13 protein-coding genes, 2 tRNA genes and 2 pseudogenes are annotated in these 18,176 nt (G+C 59.7%); 10 read left to right on the top strand and 7 right to left on the bottom strand.

Annotated elements, in window-relative coordinates:
- The first annotated feature begins 151 nt into the window (after positions 1-151).
- Positions 152-1,062: pseudogene (locus ABVN19_RS20175) on the top strand (EamA family transporter).
- A 213-nt stretch (positions 1,063-1,275) separates the two neighbouring features.
- Here ABVN19_RS20175 and ABVN19_RS20170 read toward each other — a convergent pair.
- Positions 1,276-1,362: transfer RNA gene (locus ABVN19_RS20170), tRNA-Leu, on the bottom strand.
- Positions 1,363-1,449: 87 nt separating this feature from the next.
- Positions 1,450-1,536 (bottom strand) — tRNA-Leu (locus ABVN19_RS20165).
- Positions 1,537-1,803: 267 nt separating this feature from the next.
- Between ABVN19_RS20165 and rnr the strand changes: the two genes are divergently transcribed.
- From rnr to dnaB, 7 genes are all read left to right on the top strand, one after another.
- On the top strand, positions 1,804-4,398 hold the full coding sequence (rnr, locus tag ABVN19_RS20160) for a ribonuclease R (protein ID WP_028945685.1): 2,595 nt from the start codon (positions 1,804-1,806) through the stop codon (positions 4,396-4,398).
- Positions 4,395-5,147: a 23S rRNA (guanosine(2251)-2'-O)-methyltransferase RlmB gene (gene rlmB, locus ABVN19_RS20155; protein ID WP_028945686.1), complete on the top strand. Its 753-nt coding sequence runs from the start codon at positions 4,395-4,397 to the stop codon at positions 5,145-5,147. Before rnr ends, rlmB begins: the two co-directional genes overlap by 4 nt.
- 240 nt (positions 5,148-5,387) lie before the next feature.
- A complete protein-coding gene (gene rpsF / locus ABVN19_RS20150; protein WP_028945687.1) occupies positions 5,388-5,813 on the top strand; it encodes a 30S ribosomal protein S6 in 426 nt (141 codons plus the stop codon).
- Positions 5,814-5,841: 28 nt separating this feature from the next.
- Positions 5,842-6,072: a 30S ribosomal protein S18 gene (rpsR, locus tag ABVN19_RS20145; protein ID WP_009403887.1), complete on the top strand. Its 231-nt coding sequence runs from the start codon at positions 5,842-5,844 to the stop codon at positions 6,070-6,072.
- 36 nt (positions 6,073-6,108) lie between these two features.
- On the top strand, positions 6,109-7,005 hold the full coding sequence (locus ABVN19_RS20140) for a hypothetical protein (RefSeq protein ID WP_028945688.1): 897 nt from the start codon (positions 6,109-6,111) through the stop codon (positions 7,003-7,005).
- A gap of 18 nt (positions 7,006-7,023) precedes the next feature.
- Positions 7,024-7,470, top strand: a complete 447-nt coding sequence (rplI, locus tag ABVN19_RS20135) for a 50S ribosomal protein L9 (protein WP_028945689.1) — start codon at positions 7,024-7,026, stop codon at positions 7,468-7,470.
- Positions 7,471-7,580: 110 nt separating this feature from the next.
- Positions 7,581-8,978, top strand: a complete 1,398-nt coding sequence (gene dnaB / locus ABVN19_RS20130) for a replicative DNA helicase (RefSeq protein WP_028945690.1) — start codon at positions 7,581-7,583, stop codon at positions 8,976-8,978.
- Positions 8,979-9,002: 24 nt separating this feature from the next.
- Here the strand turns inward: dnaB and ABVN19_RS20125 are convergent, their stop codons facing one another.
- The 5 genes and pseudogenes from ABVN19_RS20125 to ABVN19_RS20105 form a co-directional block, all read right to left on the bottom strand.
- Entirely contained in the window at positions 9,003-9,737 is a 735-nt protein-coding gene (locus ABVN19_RS20125) for an ATP-binding cassette domain-containing protein (protein WP_256585914.1), read from the bottom strand.
- A gap of 3 nt (positions 9,738-9,740) precedes the next feature.
- Entirely contained in the window at positions 9,741-9,983 is a 243-nt protein-coding gene (locus ABVN19_RS20120; protein ID WP_256585913.1) for a hypothetical protein, read from the bottom strand.
- Positions 9,984-10,040: 57 nt separating this feature from the next.
- Positions 10,041-10,562, bottom strand: a complete 522-nt coding sequence (locus tag ABVN19_RS20115; RefSeq protein WP_256585912.1) for a hypothetical protein — start codon at positions 10,560-10,562, stop codon at positions 10,041-10,043.
- A gap of 22 nt (positions 10,563-10,584) precedes the next feature.
- Positions 10,585-11,046, bottom strand: a complete 462-nt coding sequence (locus tag ABVN19_RS20110) for a YcaO-like family protein (protein WP_353632818.1) — start codon at positions 11,044-11,046, stop codon at positions 10,585-10,587.
- Between the two features lie 131 nt (positions 11,047-11,177).
- Positions 11,178-11,747: pseudogene (locus ABVN19_RS20105) on the bottom strand (YcaO-like family protein); the annotation flags it as partial.
- A gap of 578 nt (positions 11,748-12,325) precedes the next feature.
- Between ABVN19_RS20105 and ABVN19_RS20100 the strand changes: the two are divergent.
- Entirely contained in the window at positions 12,326-14,629 is a 2,304-nt protein-coding gene (locus ABVN19_RS20100) for a YgiQ family radical SAM protein (RefSeq protein ID WP_105642414.1), read from the top strand.
- Between the two features lie 242 nt (positions 14,630-14,871).
- Positions 14,872-18,156 carry a transglutaminase family protein gene (locus tag ABVN19_RS20095; RefSeq protein WP_105642413.1) on the top strand — a complete coding sequence of 1,095 codons (3,285 nt, stop codon included), beginning with the start codon at positions 14,872-14,874 and terminating at the stop codon, positions 18,154-18,156.
- Positions 18,157-18,176: the final 20 nt, after the last annotated feature.

Here is an 18,176-nt window from a genome sequence, read left to right as displayed (position 1 = left end):
AAAAGGTTACCTCTATTGGCTGTTGCCGTACCTCACCACCTTTCAAGCTTTAACTTGGTTCATCGAGCTTGCCGAGCATCCTCGAATTTTGTACCGTCGATGTGGGCTGATATTTTATCGAACGACAAAGCAGCGACAGAGGCCGTCATAACTGCAAGCCAACTTCAGAAAAGGCATCATTTTTGCAGCTCTCTGCTGCTGCGCTGAACGCAACAATCGGTGTGCTCAGTAAAGTGCTCATGAGCAATGGTTTTACAGCCAGTAGTGTTGTCGTTATCAAGACTATCCTGGGTTGCCTGTTACTTTCGGTCTTGTTGCTGTTTCTCAGGCGCCAAGCGACGGCAGCCAAATGGACCCGTGCGGCGATCTGCGCGTTCCTCGGCATCTTCGTATTGTTCCATTTTGAGACCTCAGCCTATCGGCATTATGCGGCGGCGGGCGTAGTGGTGGTGCTGATGGCGAGTGCTTCCATCTCGTCAATCCTGCTTGGGCGAATATTCCTTAAAGATGCCATCACCGCGAATGCAACCGTGGGTGCCACACTGGCTATTGCCGGGATTGCGGTGATTTTCGGCGCAGATTTGCAGCAGGGGTTCACCCTGCAAGGCGCGACACTTGCTTCCATTGCTGGATGCGGTTACGGGGCATTTTCAGTCGCGATGAAGCGGATGGGGGTGTCCGGGGGGGGGGGGGGGGCTGCACTTCACCCGCCAGTTACTGTTCTTCGGAAGCCTCTATTTGCTGATGCCTGCCGCAGCCGATGGTTTCGTGATTGGTGAGCTGTCGCTGATGGCAATTGCTGCACTCTTGGCGCTGGCCGCGCTGCCGACCATCCTCGGCTTCTTTTGCACCACCAAGGCAATCGAGTATCTCAAGCCATCTCAGGTGCAGGCGTTGGAGTTGACCGAGCCATTGTTCGCTGCGCTGCTGGCGTTCATGGTACTCAATGAGGTGCGGCCAGAAAGCCTGTACGCGGGGGCAGCACTGATCATTGTCGGGTTGTGCTTTTCCAATGAGCTGATTTGCTTGAGCAGGAAGGCGCCAGTCGCCTCGAGCGAGTGAAGTGCTGGCGGAGTTCTGGGCCTGTGATTTAAGGATGGTCTGATATCGCCGGGTCTTTTCCGGCTATCAGCGGTCAGCACTTCAAAAAAAGCGGCTGTTGGCGCGTTGAGCGAGGCGGACCTAGTCGAGGTCAGTCGCTTCTGGGATTGGCTGGTGCGAAAATCCAATCGCCAGAAACGAAAAAACCCGCTTTCGCGGGTTTGATCTGAAATATGGTGCCCAGAAGAAGACTCGAACTTCCACGACCGTAAGGTCACCAGCACCTGAAGCTGGCGTGTCTACCAATTTCACCATCTGGGCAGAATGAAGCGGTGTAGCTTGTAACGAAAACAGTGTAGCGTGTTGCAGTAAACCTTAGGAGCGCGGGGCGATTCTAAGATTTGAAATTGGTGCCCAGAAGAAGACTCGAACTTCCACGACCGTAAGGTCACCAGCACCTGAAGCTGGCGTGTCTACCAATTTCACCATCTGGGCATTTCGCTAAGGTCACATGATGCTTCACATCACGTTACATCTCAACTATAACGACGGTGTCCGTCGTTGTGGTGCGCACTATACGGATGCCTCTGATAGCTGTAAAGCCCCGTTCAGAAAAAATCTTAAAAAATTCAAGTCGTTGTTCCTTATGATGGTTTTGGCGCTATCCAGGGGGCTCTGACAGGGCTGTCCAAGCCTGAAATTTCCGGTTTCAATACGCCTATGCCAAACTAACCCTTATATAGACAAGGTGAACCCCTCCTAATGGCCGATTGGCAGACCCTCGATCCCGAGGCCGCTCGTGAAGCGGAAAAATACGAAAACCCTATTCCTAGCCGTGAGCTGATCCTGCAGCGCCTGGACGAGCGCGGCTCGCCGGCTGCGCGCGAGCAGTTGGTCGAAGAGTTCGGCCTGACCACCGAAGACCAGATCGAAGCCCTGCGCCGCCGTTTGCGCGCAATGGAGCGTGACGGCCAGCTGATCTATACCCGGCGCGGCACTTATGCCCCGGTAGACAAGCTGGACCTGATCCTGGGCCGCATTTCCGGGCATCGCGACGGTTTCGGCTTCCTGATCCCTGACGATGGCAGCGACGACCTGTTCCTGAGCCCGGCGCAGATGCGCCTGGTGTTCGATGGTGACCGGGCCCTGGCTCGCGTATCGGGTCTGGATCGCCGCGGCCGCCGCGAAGGCGTTATTGTCGAAGTGATCTCCCGTGCCCACGAGACCATCGTTGGCCGTTACTTCGAAGAAGGCGGTATCGGCTTCGTCACCCCGGACAACCCCAAGGTCCAGCAGGAAGTGCTGGTTACCCCGGGCCGCAACGGCGGTGCCAAGATCGGCCAGTTCGTCGAGGTGAAGATCACCCACTGGCCGACCCCGCGCTTCCAGCCCCAGGGCGATGTCACTGAAGTGATCGGCAACTACATGGCCCCAGGCATGGAAATCGACGTTGCCCTGCGCAGCTACGACATTCCGCATGTCTGGCCGGAAGCCGTGATCAAGGAAGCTCGCAAGCTCAAGCCGGAAGTCGAAGATAAAGACAAAGAGCACCGTATCGACCTGCGGCACCTGCCGTTCGTCACGATCGACGGTGAAGATGCACGCGATTTCGACGATGCGGTCTACTGCGAGAGCCTGGGCAAGTTGCGCCTGTTCTCCGGTGGCTGGCGCCTGTACGTGGCGATCGCCGACGTTTCCAGCTATGTGCGCCTGGGCTCTGCCCTGGATAACGAAGCCCAGGTACGTGGCAACTCGGTGTACTTCCCCGAGCGTGTCGTACCGATGCTGCCTGAAGAACTCTCCAATGGTCTGTGCTCGCTGAACCCGCACGTCGACCGTCTGGCGATGGTCTGCGAAATGACCATCAACAAGTCAGGGCAGATGGTCGATTACCAGTTCTACGAAGCGGTGATCCACTCCCACGCCCGCCTGACCTACAACAAGGTCAGCAGCATGCTCGAGCACGCCCGCACCCGCGAAGGCAAGGCCTTGCGCGAGCAGTACAGCGAAGTGGTGCCGGATCTCAAGCAGCTCTATGCCCTGTACAAGGTGCTGCTGGCGGCTCGTCATACCCGAGGTGCGATCGACTTCGAAACCCAGGAAACCCGGATCATCTTCGGTTCTGAGCGCAAGATCGCCGAAATTCGGCCAACCGTGCGCAACGATGCCCACAAGCTGATCGAGGAGTGCATGCTGGCGGCCAACGTGGCCACCGCCGAGTTCCTCAAGAAGCATGAAATTCCGGCCCTGTACCGTGTTCACGATGGTCCGCCGCCTGAGCGCCTGGAAAAACTGCGCGCCTTCCTCGGCGAGCTGGGCCTGTCGCTGCACAAGGGCAAGGACGGTCCGTCGCCCAAGGATTATCAGGCGCTGTTGGCGAGCATCGCCGACCGTCCGGACTTCCACCTGATCCAGACCGTAATGCTGCGCTCCCTGAGCCAGGCGGTGTACAGCGCCGACAATAATGGCCACTTCGGCCTGAATTACGAGGCGTACACCCACTTCACCTCGCCGATCCGTCGCTACCCGGACCTGCTGACCCATCGGGCGATCCGCAGCGTGATCCGTTCGAAGCAGGAAACACCACACGTCAAGCGTGCCGGTGCGATGAGCATTCCCAAGGCGCGCATCTATCCATACGACGAAGCGACCCTGGAGCAGCTCGGCGAACAGTGCTCGATGAGCGAGCGGCGTGCCGACGAGGCCACCCGCGACGTGGTCAACTGGCTCAAGTGCGAGTACATGAAGGACCGCGTGGGCGAGAGCTTCCCGGGTGTGATCACCGCGGTGACCGGCTTTGGCCTGTTCGTCGAGCTGACCGACATCTACGTCGAAGGCATGGTTCACGTCAGTGCCTTGCCGGGTGACTACTACCACTTCGACCCGGTGCACCATCGCCTGGCGGGTGAGCGTACCGGTCGCAGCTTCCGCCTGGGCGACACGGTCGAAGTGCGCGTGATGCGCGTAGACCTCGAGCAGCGCAAGATCGACTTCGAGATGGCCGAGAACACCCTGAAGGCGCCGATTGGCCGCAAACAGCGTTCCGAAGGTGTACGTCCCCAGGACGGCAAGCCTGTACCGGTGCTCGACAAGTCCGAAACGGCAGCCAAGGCTGAGCCTGCGCGTCGCAGCAAAAAGAGTGAAGCCGCCGAAGCGTACTTCCCGTCCCACGCCGCGGCCAAAAACGCCGAAGTGCGCAAAAGCCGGGAAATGAAGAAGGCGCTGATGTCGGATGCCAAGCATTCCAGCAGCAAGCCTGCCTCCAAGTCGGGCAAGTCGTCGGAGAAACCGAGCAAGCATCGCAAGGGGCCGCCGAAAGCGAGCTCTGGATCACGTAAACCCAAGGCCAAGTCATGAGTCAGTTGGAAAAAATCTACGGCGTTCACGCCGTAGAAGCCCTGTTGCGTCACCACCCGAAGCGGGTCAAGCAGATCTGGCTGTCGGAAGGCCGCAGCGAGCCGCGGCTTCAGCCTCTGCTGGAGCTGGCCGCGCAAAATCGCGTGGCCGTCGGCCAGGCAGAGCGCCGCGAGATGGATGCCTGGGTCGAGGGCGTGCACCAGGGCGTCGTGGCTGAAGTCAGCCCGAGCCAGGTCTGGGGCGAGGCAATGCTTGAAGAACTGCTCGACCGCACCGAAGGCGCTCCGTTGATCCTGGTGCTCGACGGTGTTACCGACCCGCACAACCTTGGCGCCTGCCTGCGTACTGCCGATGCGGCTGGCGCGCTGGCGGTGATCGTGCCCAAGGACAAGTCGGCAACTCTGACCCCGGCGGTGCGCAAGGTAGCTTGCGGTGCCGCCGAGGTGATCCCGCTGGTGGCAGTCACCAACCTGGCGCGTACCCTGGAGAAACTCCAGCAGCGTGGCCTGTGGATTGTCGGTACCGCTGGCGAGGCCGAGCAAGAGCTGTATCAGCAAGACCTGACCGGACCGACCATCCTGATCATGGGTGCTGAAGGCAAGGGCATGCGCCGCCTGACCCGTGAGCACTGTGACTTCCTGGTCAAGTTGCCGATGGCGGGCAGCGTCAGCAGCCTGAACGTGTCGGTGGCCACCGGCGTGTGCCTGTTCGAGGCTGTTCGCCAGCGTAACGCCAAGCAGAAGGCTTGAGGTGCTCGCGGGGCAAGCTCGCTCTCACATGATCGGTGGGAGCGGGCTTGCCCCGCGATGTTCTCCAGCTGTTCAAATATTCACCAATTCCCTTGCTTGTCCCACGGCGCTTCTCTACAATTGCGCCCCTTGCCATCTTGGTAGGCGCTCACGCGCCTTTTCCCAGGGCAAGACTTATAAGTGTCATTCACTCCTTGTCTGACCACCCTGGTGGCAGACTACAACCCGTAAGGAGCATTCATGCGTCATTACGAAATCATCTTTCTGGTCCACCCTGACCAGAGCGAGCAAGTCGGCGGCATGGTTGAGCGTTACACCAAGCTGATCGAAGAAGACGGCGGCAAGATCCACCGTCTGGAAGACTGGGGCCGTCGTCAACTGGCCTATGCAATCAACAATGTTCACAAGGCTCACTACGTGATGCTGAACGTTGAGTGCACCGGCAAGGCCCTGGCCGAGCTGGAAGACAACTTCCGCTACAACGATGCCGTGATCCGTAACCTGGTCATCCGTCGCGACGAAGCCGTTACCGGTCAGTCCGAGATGCTCAAGGCTGAAGAAAACCGCAGTGAGCGCCGTGAGCGTCGCGACCGTCCTGAGCATGCTGACAACGCCGAAGGCGATGACAGCAATGACAGCGACAACAGCGATAACGCTGACGAGTAATCCACGGACCTTTTGAGGAGCCTATTACATGGCACGTTTCTTCCGTCGTCGTAAATTCTGCCGCTTCACTGCTGAAGACGTGAAAGAGATCGATTACAAAGATCTCAACACCCTGAAAGCTTACGTATCCGAAACCGGCAAAATTGTTCCAAGCCGTATCACCGGTACCAAAGCCCGTTATCAGCGTCAGCTGGCTACCGCTATCAAGCGCGCCCGCTTCCTGGCCCTGCTGCCCTACACCGACAGCCACGGCCGCTGAGACCGGGTCGTCGACACGTAGCAAAGGATAGATCGCATGCGCGCCTTGGCTGATTTCATCATGCGCGGTCGCGTGCAAGCCGCCCTCGTGGTGGTGGGTTGTGTGGCATTGCCGCTGTTGTACTGGTTGGGTGCCGCCGCCGGGAGCCTGGTGTTCCTGCGGCGTGGTTTCAAGGACGCCTCCGGGATCCTCGCCTGGGCATTGTTGCCGGCGCTGGCCTGGTGGTTCTTCGGCGAGCCGCGCCCATTACTGGTGTTGCTGGGTACGCTGGGACTGGCTGCGCTTCTGCGCGCTGGACACTCCTGGAACCGGGTGCTGTTGTTCAGCATCCCCTTGGGCCTGGTGTATGGCGTAGCCCTGGCGTCGGCGTTCCGCGAACCGATCGAAGCTCTGGCTGGAGCGCTTGAAAAAGCCCTGCCGCAGATGCTCGACGGTCTCTACCAACAGTTATCGGTAGAGGAGCGGGCCCGCCTGGGTGGCCTGATTGCACCGGTGCTCAACGGCCTGATAGCGGCCTTGTTGCAAGCCGTCAGTGTGCTGGCCCTGATGTTGGGTCGTTACTGGCAGGCAGTGTTGTATAACCCGGGTGGGTTTGGTCGCGAGTTTCAAGCGGTCAGGCTGCCCCTGGTGCCGGCGCTGGTGCTGGTGGTGCTCATGCTGGTGGGGCCGAATTTCGGTCCTGAACTGGCGATGTTGACGCCACTGTGCAGCGTACCGCTGATGTTTGCAGGGCTTGCCCTGATGCATGGGCTGGTGGCGCAAGGACGACTGGGCAAGTTCTGGTTGGTCGGGATGTACGTGACACTGCTGCTGTTCATGCAGCTGATTTATCCGTTGCTCGTGGTTTTGGCCATTGTCGACAGCCTGATTGATTTTCGCGGTCGCAAGGCACCCAAAGGTGCCGACAACGATTCCGCGAACGGTGAAGGTTAAAAGTTAGAGGATTTTCATATGCAACTGATCCTTCTGGAAAAAATCGCCAACCTGGGCAACCTGGGCGATAAGGTAAATGTTAAGGCTGGTTACGGCCGTAACTACCTGCTGCCATTCGGCAAGGCCACCGCTGCTACCGCCGCCAACCTGGCTGCGTTCGAAGAGCGTCGTGCTGAGCTGGAAAAACTGGCTGCAGAGAAAAAAGCTTCGGCTGAAACCCGCGCTGCCCAACTGGCCGAGCTGGAAGTGACCATCACTGCCACCGCCGGTGACGAAGGCAAGCTGTTCGGCTCGATCGGCACCCACGACATCGCTGACGCCCTGACCGCCTCCGGCGTTGAAGTGGCCAAAGCTGAAGTTCGTCTGCCGAACGGCACCATCCGTAACGTCGGCGAATACGACGTTGCCGTGCACCTGCACAGCGACGTTGAAGCCACCGTTCGCGTGGTTGTTGTCGCAGCCTAAGCTGTACCGATCGGCTGGCACCTTGAGTGTCAGCCGGTTAACATCGGGCACGATCCTGCTTTGCAGGTCGTGCCCTTTGTCTTTTTCAACACCCTGATTCCTGCGTGGCCATGAACGAGATAACCACTCCCGAGCAATATGATCTGCAAACCGCTGCCCTGAAGGTGCCGCCGCATTCCATCGAGGCCGAACAGGCCGTGCTCGGTGGCTTGATGCTGGACAACAACGCCTGGGAGCGAGTGCTCGATCAAGTCTCCGATGGCGACTTCTACCGTCATGACCACCGCCTGATCTTCCGCGCGATCCACAAGCTGGCCGACCAGAACGCCCCGTTCGACGTCGTGACCCTGCACGAACAGCTGGACAAGGAAGGCCTGAGCTCCCAAGTGGGTGGCCTGGGCTACCTGGGCGAACTGGCCAAGAACACCCCGTCGGTTGCCAACATCAAGGCCTATGCCGGGATCATCCGCGAGCGGGCGACCTTGCGCCAGCTGATCAGCATCAGCAACGAGATTGCCGACAGTGCCTTCAACCCCCAGGGCCGCAATGCCGCAGAGATCCTTGACGAAGCCGAACGGCAAATCTTCCAGATCGCCGAAGCGCGTCCCAAGACCGGCGGTCCGGTGGGCGTCAACGAGCTGTTGACCAAGGCCATCGACCGTATCGACACGCTGTTCAACACCGACAGCGCGATTACCGGCCTGTCCACCGGCTACACCGACCTCGACGAGAAGACCAGCGGCCTGCAACCGGCCGACCTGGTCATCGTCGCCGGCCGTCCGTCGATGGGTAAGACCACTTTCGCCATGAACCTGGTGGAAAACGCCGTGTTGCGCAGCGACAAGGCGGTGCTGGTGTACTCCCTCGAGATGCCAGGCGAATCGCTGATCATGCGTATGCTGTCGTCCCTGGGTCGTATCGACCAGACCAAGGTGCGTTCCGGCCAGCTGGAAGACGACGACTGGCCGCGCCTGACCTCGGCAGTCAACCTGCTCAACGATCGCAAGCTGTTCATCGACGACACTGCCGGCATCAGCCCGTCGGAAATGCGCGCCCGTACCCGCCGCCTGGTGCGCGAGCACGGTGACATCGCCCTGATCATGATCGACTACCTGCAACTGATGCAGATCCCGGGCTCCAGCGGCGACAACCGTACCAACGAGATTTCCGAGATCTCCCGCTCGCTCAAGGCGCTGGCCAAGGAATTCAACTGCCCGGTAGTGGCCCTGTCGCAGCTCAACCGTTCCCTCGAACAACGTCCCAACAAGCGTCCGGTGAACTCCGACTTACGTGAATCGGGTGCGATCGAGCAGGACGCCGACGTGATCATGTTCGTCTACCGGGACGAGGTGTACCACCCGGAGACCGAGCACAAAGGCATTGCCGAAATCATCATCGGCAAGCAGCGGAACGGCCCGATCGGCTTTATCCGCCTGGCGTTCATCGGCAAGTACACGCGCTTCGAGAACCTTGCGCCAGGCAGTTACAACTTCGACGACGACGAGTAATGCGCTGCTGGACGGGTCGGCACACTACTGCACCCGTCCATCCTCAAACCGGATCACTCGATCAAACCTTGAAAGTGCTTCCTGATCATGGGTAACGCAGATCAGGCCTCGTCCTTTGAAGGCTTCAAACAATACATCCCACGTTTGACTGGCCGATTTCCGGTCCAGGCCTCTGGTCGGCTCGTCGAACAGGTTGTAGTCCCCTGGACGGTTCAAGAGGCGCCGCAGTGAAAGGCGTCTTGCCTCACCGCCAGACACGCATTCGCCTCTTCCATCCAGCTCACGCTCATACCACTCGCCACCCAGCCCAAGTTGAGCCAGCCAGTGTTCGATCTGAGCTCTGTCGTGCTCGTGGTCGAAGAGCACTGACCTTGGCAGGGGGCCGGGAATGAAGCGGTCCCCTTGAGGGGATAGTCGCAGCCTTCTGAACTGGCATGGGGCGTCCAGCTTTTCGACGGTCTGGCCGTCGAGATGAAGATGTTGGCGCAAGGGGTGGAGCGTGCCGGCGAGGGCATGCAGCAGCGTGGACTTGCCTGCGCCGCTCGGGCCAACGAGCGCCACTCGTTCGTCTTTCCTGATGATCAGGGGGCTGTCCAGGTGCAGTCGTATCTCGCTACCCTCGTTCAGGCTGCAAGGTTGTAGTGTCAGGCGGGCTACGGCCTTGAGTGGAGCGCTTTCTGTCGGGGCGCCAGCACCAAAGTCAGGCAGTCGTAGCCAGTGTTCGAGGCTTTGCTTGTCGACCCTAAACTGGTCCAGCATGCGTCAGGCTTCGGCGAGTTGTGCGATTCCACCAAGAAATCCGCCGACCAGTGTGAACAGTGCCACCAGTTCGCCCAGGCTGAGTGAGGGTGCTTCACGCGCCTGATCCAGCATTCCCCACGCCAGCATCCCGCCGCTGCCAAGCCCGATGAACAGAATTTTCAGCGCTTGCAACCAACCACCGGAGGTTGCGACGCAAACGGCAGCATCCGCATAGCGCCCAAGTGTTTCGTTGACAGGTTTCATGGCTGCGGCTTCAGCACTCTCAAGCTTTAACGCCGCCGCGCTGGCAAAGGTATCCTCTCATTGTTCGGCCAGTTCATCCTCGCGGGAATTGACCGCTTCTATATGAGGCCGGCGCCAGTGGATGAGCCGGCTGTTGATAGCAAGATAGGCAGCACTGAGCACCGCAAGCCCGATCAGCACCGGGCTCGCCCCGAGGAAGATGAATAAGGCAGCCAGCACTGCTGCTTCCGCGAATACCGGCCAGGCAGAGCTGATCAGAAATCCCAGCCAACGCTCCTGGGCAGTGATTCCTCGGTCCAGCACCTTCACCAGGACGCCGCCCTGCAACTGCCCGAAGGCTTCAAATCGCTTCTCGAGCAACGTTCGGCACCACCCGATCGATAGCTGTCGCACACGGTCCTGGCAGAGGCGGGCAAGGCACCAGGCTTGTAGAGGGGTAAAAAGTGCCTGACTGGCAATCAGGCTGAGAAATATGGCCAGCAATGTCAAAGGGGGTGGGTGGGAGCTCGAGAGGTTGTCGATGATGTCCGCCAGTATCAGCGCAGGTATCACGGTGGCGACCTTCAGCAGTAACGTCATGCCCAAGGCAGCGAGAACACGTCTATAGGTAGGCATTTTTTTCTCTCAAGCCTTGGGAAAGCGTGCTTTGTGGCACGACGGGAATTCCCGAGCGAATGAGGTGAAAGCGCTCCAGGCCCGGTATGTAGGCTTGAACCACACATGCCACCCCCGGTTTATTGAACAACGTGCGATAGAAGACCGCGCGGCCATGTGCGTGCAGGTTTTCAGCGGCGTGCTGAATCTGTGCTCGCATGCCTTTAGTCGGCGTTTGCCAATTAAGCGGTTCAGTTGGGTAATCTACTGTGGGGGTTAGAAGATTACTGAGGCGTCTTGAGGAACCAAGCATGCAAGCCGTGCGTTGGTCTTCTTGTATTTCCTTTAGGCTGCGCAATCTAGAACATTGAAGTTGCTCACTGACTGCACGATAGAGTGCAACGGCTGGGTCGGCAGAGCATCCGGATCCGACAACGGAAAGTGAACAGTCAACATCGCGCGCTGCAATGGCAATACAAAAAAGACGCCGTAAGATTCGTCGGTCAAATATAAGGTCAAGCGTTCGGCATGAGCCCGCATTGTGTTGTTAGTGCAGCATGCATCTTCCAGGAGTGAGGCAGGGGGTGTTTTTAACTTGAGTGCGGGCATGAGTTCGCCTACCGACATGTAATAAACCGAAAGTGCATGGCGTTCAATACACTCATTGATGGCGTGCAGGAGCGCTTCATTCTCTGTGCACCCCAGCGCCATTCCAGAATTGCTGGAGTACTTGGTCAAAAACGAAGCCTCGGTTTCAAGAATTTCCGCTACGTACCCAGAGGTAGGGTTCAAGAGCACTGCTGGTACGTAAATACTGTCCTCGCCCTGCAGGGCATTCAGTCGAAAGGCGGGAATGTCAAGGCTGGCCGGTATGCTTTTAAGAAGCCAGTCGTCATGAACGTGAGGGCATGCGTGAATGTGTTGCCCTGAAATGACCTTGGGTTCATCCCCAATGCACTGCTCCAGAAAATGATGTTCCAAGCTTTCTGCGACTGCTCCCAGTTCACAGTACCGGCCTTTTCCGGCACCTGAAGAAATCTCTTCTCCGGAAGGAGAGTACACGCTGAAAATGGCAACTAAGTTGTCGTTATCCACACATTGTATGTTCGGATTTAGGTGCAGTAGTCGACATAGATTTTTAAGTCGGTGACTTGCTTCGGATGTGCTCATTTCACGTTCGGCGATCATTGTGACGTCCTCGAAGTCGGCGAGAAAGGCTCGGGCCTTCCTCGCCGGTTACCTACAGGTTGCTGAAGAACTCGATTTCCGAATGGGTGAGTGGATAGTTCAATGTATACGATGTGCTGATCTCGCTACGGCGTCGTCCCATGATGGGCGCTCCTTTATTTGTTTGATGTGCGTCGGTTGACGCCAGTACTTTGTATCACTGCTTTTTGATAATGCTCAACAGGGGGAGGAGTGATTTACAGGTGTGTTTATGTAGGAGGGGTCTTCAGGGGGCAGAAGTTTCTTCCTAAGAATTGTTGCTGATTTTGCGGTTGTGTTTTTATATCAATTAGTTGGTGTAATGAATGGGTAGGGGAGGGATAACATCTTGTAAAAAAATCTGTGCGCGAAGTACATCTGGAGCGAGGTTCTATCGTCCTGTGAAAAAGCGACTGCGCTACCAGGGTGGTGGCGTAACGCCTGCACCGAAGCCAAATCCGACCATTACCGTCGGATGTGATCAAAATTTGTGCTATATTCCGCGCCCGCGATTTTTCATCGATTAGCCACCGGTCACTGACATGCAAGCAGCCAAACCACTTTTCGACTATCCCAAGTACTGGGCCGAATGCTTCGGACCAGCGCCATTCCTGCCAATGAGCAGGGAGGAGATGGATCAGCTCGGCTGGGATTCCTGCGACATCATCATCGTGACCGGTGATGCCTACGTCGACCATCCGTCGTTCGGCATGGCGATCATCGGTCGTCTGCTCGAGGCCCAGGGCTTTCGCGTGGGCATCATTGCCCAGCCGAACTGGCAGTCCAAAGACGATTTCATGAAGCTGGGTGAGCCGAACCTGTTTTTCGGCGTCGCGGCCGGCAATATGGACTCGATGATCAACCGCTATACCGCGGACAAGAAGATCCGCTCCGACGACGCCTACACCCCGGGCGGTCTGGCCGGCAAGCGTCCCGACCGCGCCAGCCTGGTCTACAGCCAGCGCTGCAAGGAAGCCTACAAGCATGTGCCGATCGTGCTCGGCGGCATCGAGGCTTCCCTGCGCCGTATCGCGCACTACGACTACTGGCAGGACAAGGTCCGCCATTCGATCCTGATCGACGCCTGCGCCGATATCCTGCTGTACGGCAACGCGGAGCGGGCCATCGTCGAAGTGGCCCAGCGCCTGGCGTTTGGTGAAAAGATCGAGAACATCACCGACATCCGTGGCACGGCTTTCGTGCGTCGTGACACCCCGCAAGGCTGGTACGAAGTCGATTCCACGCGTATCGATCGTCCGGGCAAGATCGACAAGATCATCAACCCGTACGTGAACACCCAGGACACCCAGGCCTGTGCCATCGAGCAGGAAAAGGGCCCGGACGAAGACCCGAACGAAGCCAAGGTCGTGCAGATCCTGGCCAGCCCGCGCATGACCCGTGACAAGACGGTCATTCGCCTGCCTTCGTTCGAGAAGGTCCGCGGCGATGCCGTGCTCTATGCCCACGCCAACCGCGTGCTGCACCTGGAGACCAACCCGGGTAACGCCCGGGCCCTGGTGCAAAAGCACGGCGAAGTGGACGTATGGTTCAACCCACCACCCATTCCGATGACCACCGAAGAAATGGACTACGTGTTCGGTATGCCCTATGCGCGCATTCCGCACCCGGCGTACGGCAAGGAGAAAATCCCGGCCTACGACATGATCCGCTTTTCGGTGAACATCATGCGCGGCTGCTTTGGGGGCTGTACCTTCTGCTCGATCACCGAGCATGAAGGCCGCATCATCCAGAACCGCTCACACGATTCGATCATTCGCGAGATCGAAGAGATTCGCGACAAGGTGCCAGGTTTTACCGGCGTCATTTCCGACCTCGGTGGCCCGACCGCGAACATGTACCGCATTGCCTGCAAGAGCCCCGAGATCGAATCGGCGTGCCGCAAGCCGTCGTGCGTGTTCCCGGGTATCTGCCCGAACCTGAACACCGACCATTCGTCGCTGATCAAGCTGTACCGCAGTGCCCGAGCACTGCCGGGTGTGAAGAAGATCCTGATCGCCTCGGGCCTGCGCTACGACCTGGCTGTGGAATCGCCGGAGTACGTCAAGGAGCTGGTCACCCACCACGTGGGCGGCTATCTGAAGATCGCTCCGGAGCACACCGAGGAAGGCCCGCTCAATCAGATGATGAAGCCGGGTATCGGTAGCTACGACCGCTTCAAGCGCATGTTCGAGAAGTACTCGAAAGAGGCGGGCAAGGAGCAATACCTGATCCCGTACTTCATCGCCGCGCACCCGGGGACCACCGACGAAGACATGATGAACCTGGCCCTGTGGCTCAAGGGCAACGGCTTCCGTGCCGACCAGGTACAGGCCTTCTACCCCTCGCCGATGGCGTCGGCCACAGCCATGTACCACTCGGGAAAGAATCCGCTGCGCAAGGTTACTTACAAGAGCGACCCGGTGACCATCGTCAAGAGCGAGCAGCAGCGTCGCTTGCACAAGGCCTTCCTGCGTTATCACGACCCGAAGGGCTGGCCGATGCTGCGTGAAGCCCTGGAACGCATGGGCCGTGCCGACCTGATCGGCCCGGGCAAGCACCAGTTGATCCCGCTGCATCAGCCGACCACCGACACCTACCAGAGTGCCCGTCGCAAGAACTCGACCCCGGCAGGCAGCCATAAGGTGGGCAAGGAGCAGAAGATCCTCACCCAGCACAGCGGCTTGCCGCCACGTGCCAGTGATGGCTCCAAGCCGTGGGACAAGCGCGAAGAGGCCAAGGCCGCAGCGTTCGCCCGCAACCAGGAAGCGGCCAAGGCGCGCAAGGATGCCGCCAAGGGTGGCAAGGGCAAGAAGAAGCCCGCCCGCCAGCCGGTCATCCCGCGCTAATAAAACGCCAGCCCTCGGGCTGGCGTTTTTGTTTCTGCCATTGCGCCGCCGTGCCGGCGATGGACGGACGACCGCGAATCTTCCTGGCAAAGCTTCAAATCTGTGCAAGGCTTGCACGGCAGCTTCGTCACGGTGCGCTTTTGGTGCGCCGGCATGGGCTGTACGCAGGGATTCGCTGGCCTGGCCGCATGGCACAAGTCTTGCGCGGTTCCGCTACCGTCCAGGCTCGCAGGAGGCCCGCCGTGTCGATCCATGTCGCGTTGCACCATGTCACCGAGTACCGCTATGACCGTGCCATCGAACTGGGTCCGCAAATCGTGCGCCTGCGTCCGGCTGCCCATAGCCGTACGCGGATTCTTTCCTATGCCTTGAAAGTGCAGCCGACCGGGCATTTCATCAACTGGCAGCAGGATCCCCAGGGTAATTACCTGGCCCGCCTGGTGTTTCCGGAAAAAACCGACAACCTGCGGGTGGAAGTGGACCTGGTCGCCGAAATGGCCGTGTTCAATCCCTTCGACTTTTTCCTTGAACCGTACGCCGAGCAGATTCCCTTCAGCTATGGCCGCGATGAGCGTCACGAACTCACGCCCTACCTCGAAACGCTGCCGTTGACGCCGCTGCTCGCCAGTTACCTGAGCAGCATCGAACGCACGCCCCAGGCCAGCGTAGACTTCCTGGTCGCACTGAACCAGCGCCTGAGCCAGGACATCCGTTACCTGATCCGTCTGGAGCCCGGTGTACAAACGCCGGAGCAAACCTTGGAAAACCGTTCGGGCTCCTGCCGGGACTCGGCCTGGCTGCTGGTGCAACTGCTGCGTCACCTGGGGCTGGCGGCACGATTTGTTTCCGGTTACCTGATTCAACTCAAGGCCGACGTCAAAGCGTTGGACGGGCCGTCGGGCAGCGATGAGGATTTCACCGACCTGCACGCCTGGTGCGAGGTCTACTTGCCGGGCGCTGGCTGGATTGGCCTGGACGCGACTTCAGGCCTGTTTGCCGGGGAAGGGCATATCCCGCTGGCCTGCAGCCCTGATCCAACGTCCGCAGCACCGATCAGTGGCCTGGTCGAGCCTTGTGGATGCGACTTTTCCCATGAAATGAGTGTGGAGCGGCTGTGGGAATCGCCCCGGGTGACCTTGCCTTACAGCGACGAACAATGGCAGGCCATCGTCGCCCTGGGCCGCCAGGTCGACAGCGAACTCAAAGCGGCAGACGTGCGCCTGACCATGGGCGGCGAGCCGACCTTCGTCGCCATCGACGATCCAGATGGCGCCGAATGGAATACCACAGCACTGGGGGCGAACAAGCGACGCCTGGCGACTGAGCTGTTCCAGCGCCTGCGCAGGCATTACGCGCCCAAGGGGCTGGTGCATTTCGGGCAGGGCAAGTGGTATCCGGGCGAGCAGTTGCCGCGCTGGTCGCTGAACTGCTTCTGGCGCCGTGATGGCGAACCTGTGTGGAACAACCCGGCGCTGATCGCTGACGAGACGCAGAATCATGGCGCCGACAGCCACCTGGCCGGGCGTTTTCTCGCCAGTGTGGCCGAGCGGCTCAAGTTGCCGGTGCGGTATGTGTTTCCAGCCTGCGAGGATGCGCTGTATTACCTGTGGCGCGAGGGCGGTTTGCCCTCCAACGTACGTATCGACGACGCGCGCCTGGGTGATGAAATGGAGCGTGCGCGTTTGCGCAAGGTGTTCGGCCAGGGGCTGGACCAGGTCATAGGCCAGGTGCTGCCGCTGGCGCGTAGCGCCGATGAGCAGCGCTGGCAGAGTGGGCGCTGGTACTTGCGTGACCAACACTGCCGTTTGGTGCCGGGTGACTCTCCGCTGGGGTACCGCTTGCCGCTGGCAGCGCAGCCCTGGGTGAGCGCGGCGGAATATCCGTACGTACATCCAACCGATCCCAACCAGCCGCTGGCCGACCTGCCGGATCGCGATTCGCTAGCCAATGCCAGTGCCAACGATGCGGTAGATGAGCAAGAGCAGCAAGCCCCCGGGGTAGATGCCTCGGCCGACGGGTTGACCCGTACGGCCTTGTGCGCCGAGCCCCGGGATGGTCGGCTGTATGTGTTCATGCCACCGCTGTCGCGGCTGGAGGATTATCTGGAGCTGGTGGCGGTCATCGAGGCCACCGCCCAGGAGCTGCATTGCCCGGTGTTGCTTGAAGGCTATGAGCCGCCTGCCGATCCGCGTCTGGTCAATTTCAAGGTGACCCCGGACCCGGGTGTTATCGAGATCAATGTGCAGCCGTCGGCCAATTGGGACGAACTGGTCGAGCGTACCGAGTTCCTCTACGAGCAGGCGCGCCAGACGCGACTGATCAGCGAGAAATTCATGATCGATGGGCGGCACACCGGCACTGGCGGTGGCAATCACTTCGTACTCGGCGGCGCCACGCCTGCCGACTCGCCGTTCCTGCGCAGGCCTGACCTGTTGCGCAGCCTGATCAGCTATTGGCACAACCACCCGTCACTGTCGTACTTGTTCTCCGGCCTGTTCATTGGCCCTACCTCCCAGGCGCCCCGCATCGACGAGGCGCGCAATGACTCACTGTACGAGCTGGAAATCGCCTTCGCGCAGATGCCGGCACCGGGCGAGGCGTGTGTACCGTGGCTGGTTGACCGTCTGCTGCGCAACTTGTTGATCGACGTGACCGGCAACACCCACCGCGCCGAATTCTGCATCGATAAACTCTATTCGCCGGATGGCCCTGCCGGACGCCTGGGCCTGCTGGAACTGCGCGCCTTTGAAATGCCGCCGCACGCGCGCATGAGTCTGGTGCAGCAATTGCTGCTGCGGGCGCTGGTGGCGCGGTTCTGGCGCGAGCCCTATGCACCCGAATGCCTGACACGCTGGGGCACGGCGCTGCATGACCGCTTCATGCTGGCGCACTTTATCGAGCAGGATTTTGCCGACGTTCTGGTCGAGCTCAACGCCGCGGGCTTCGCCCTGCGTGCCGAGTGGTTTGCCGCGCACCTGGAGTTTCGTTTCCCCAAAGTGGGCGATTACGCAGTCAACGGTATTGAACTGGAGCTGCGCCAGGCCCTTGAGCCCTGGCATGTGCTGGGCGAGGAGGGCGCTGGCGGTGGCAATGTGCGTTACGTCGATTCGTCTCTGGAGCGCTTGCAGGTCAAGGTCAGTGGCATGAGTGCCGAGCGCTATCGGCTGACCTGCAATGGAATCGCCGTGCCGCTGCAGCCCACCGGGCGAGTGGGCGAGTATGTAGCGGCGGTGCGCTACCGTGCCTGGCAGCCGGCCAACTGCCTGCAGCCGACCATCGGGGTGCATGCGCCATTGGTGTTCGACCTGCTCGATACCTGGATGGGACGTTCGCTGGGGGGCTGCCAGTACCATGTGGCGCATCCGGGGGGGCGCAGCTACGACAGTTTTCCGGTCAATGCCAATGAAGCCCAGAGCCGACGTCAGGCGCGCTTCTTCCGTATCGGCCACAGCCCGGGCGCCTTGCCGGTGCCGGACGTGCGCATCGATCCCGAGCTGCCCTTTACCCTGGATTTGCGCCGCTACTGAGCGCTACTCTGAAATTACCC

The sequence above is a fragment of the Pseudomonas vranovensis genome (genome assembly GCF_040438935.1).
GTDB classification, from domain to species: Bacteria; Pseudomonadota; Gammaproteobacteria; order Pseudomonadales; family Pseudomonadaceae; genus Aquipseudomonas; species Aquipseudomonas vranovensis.
Note: the sequence above shows the minus strand (reverse complement) of the source record. Positions and strands in the feature narration are given on the sequence as shown.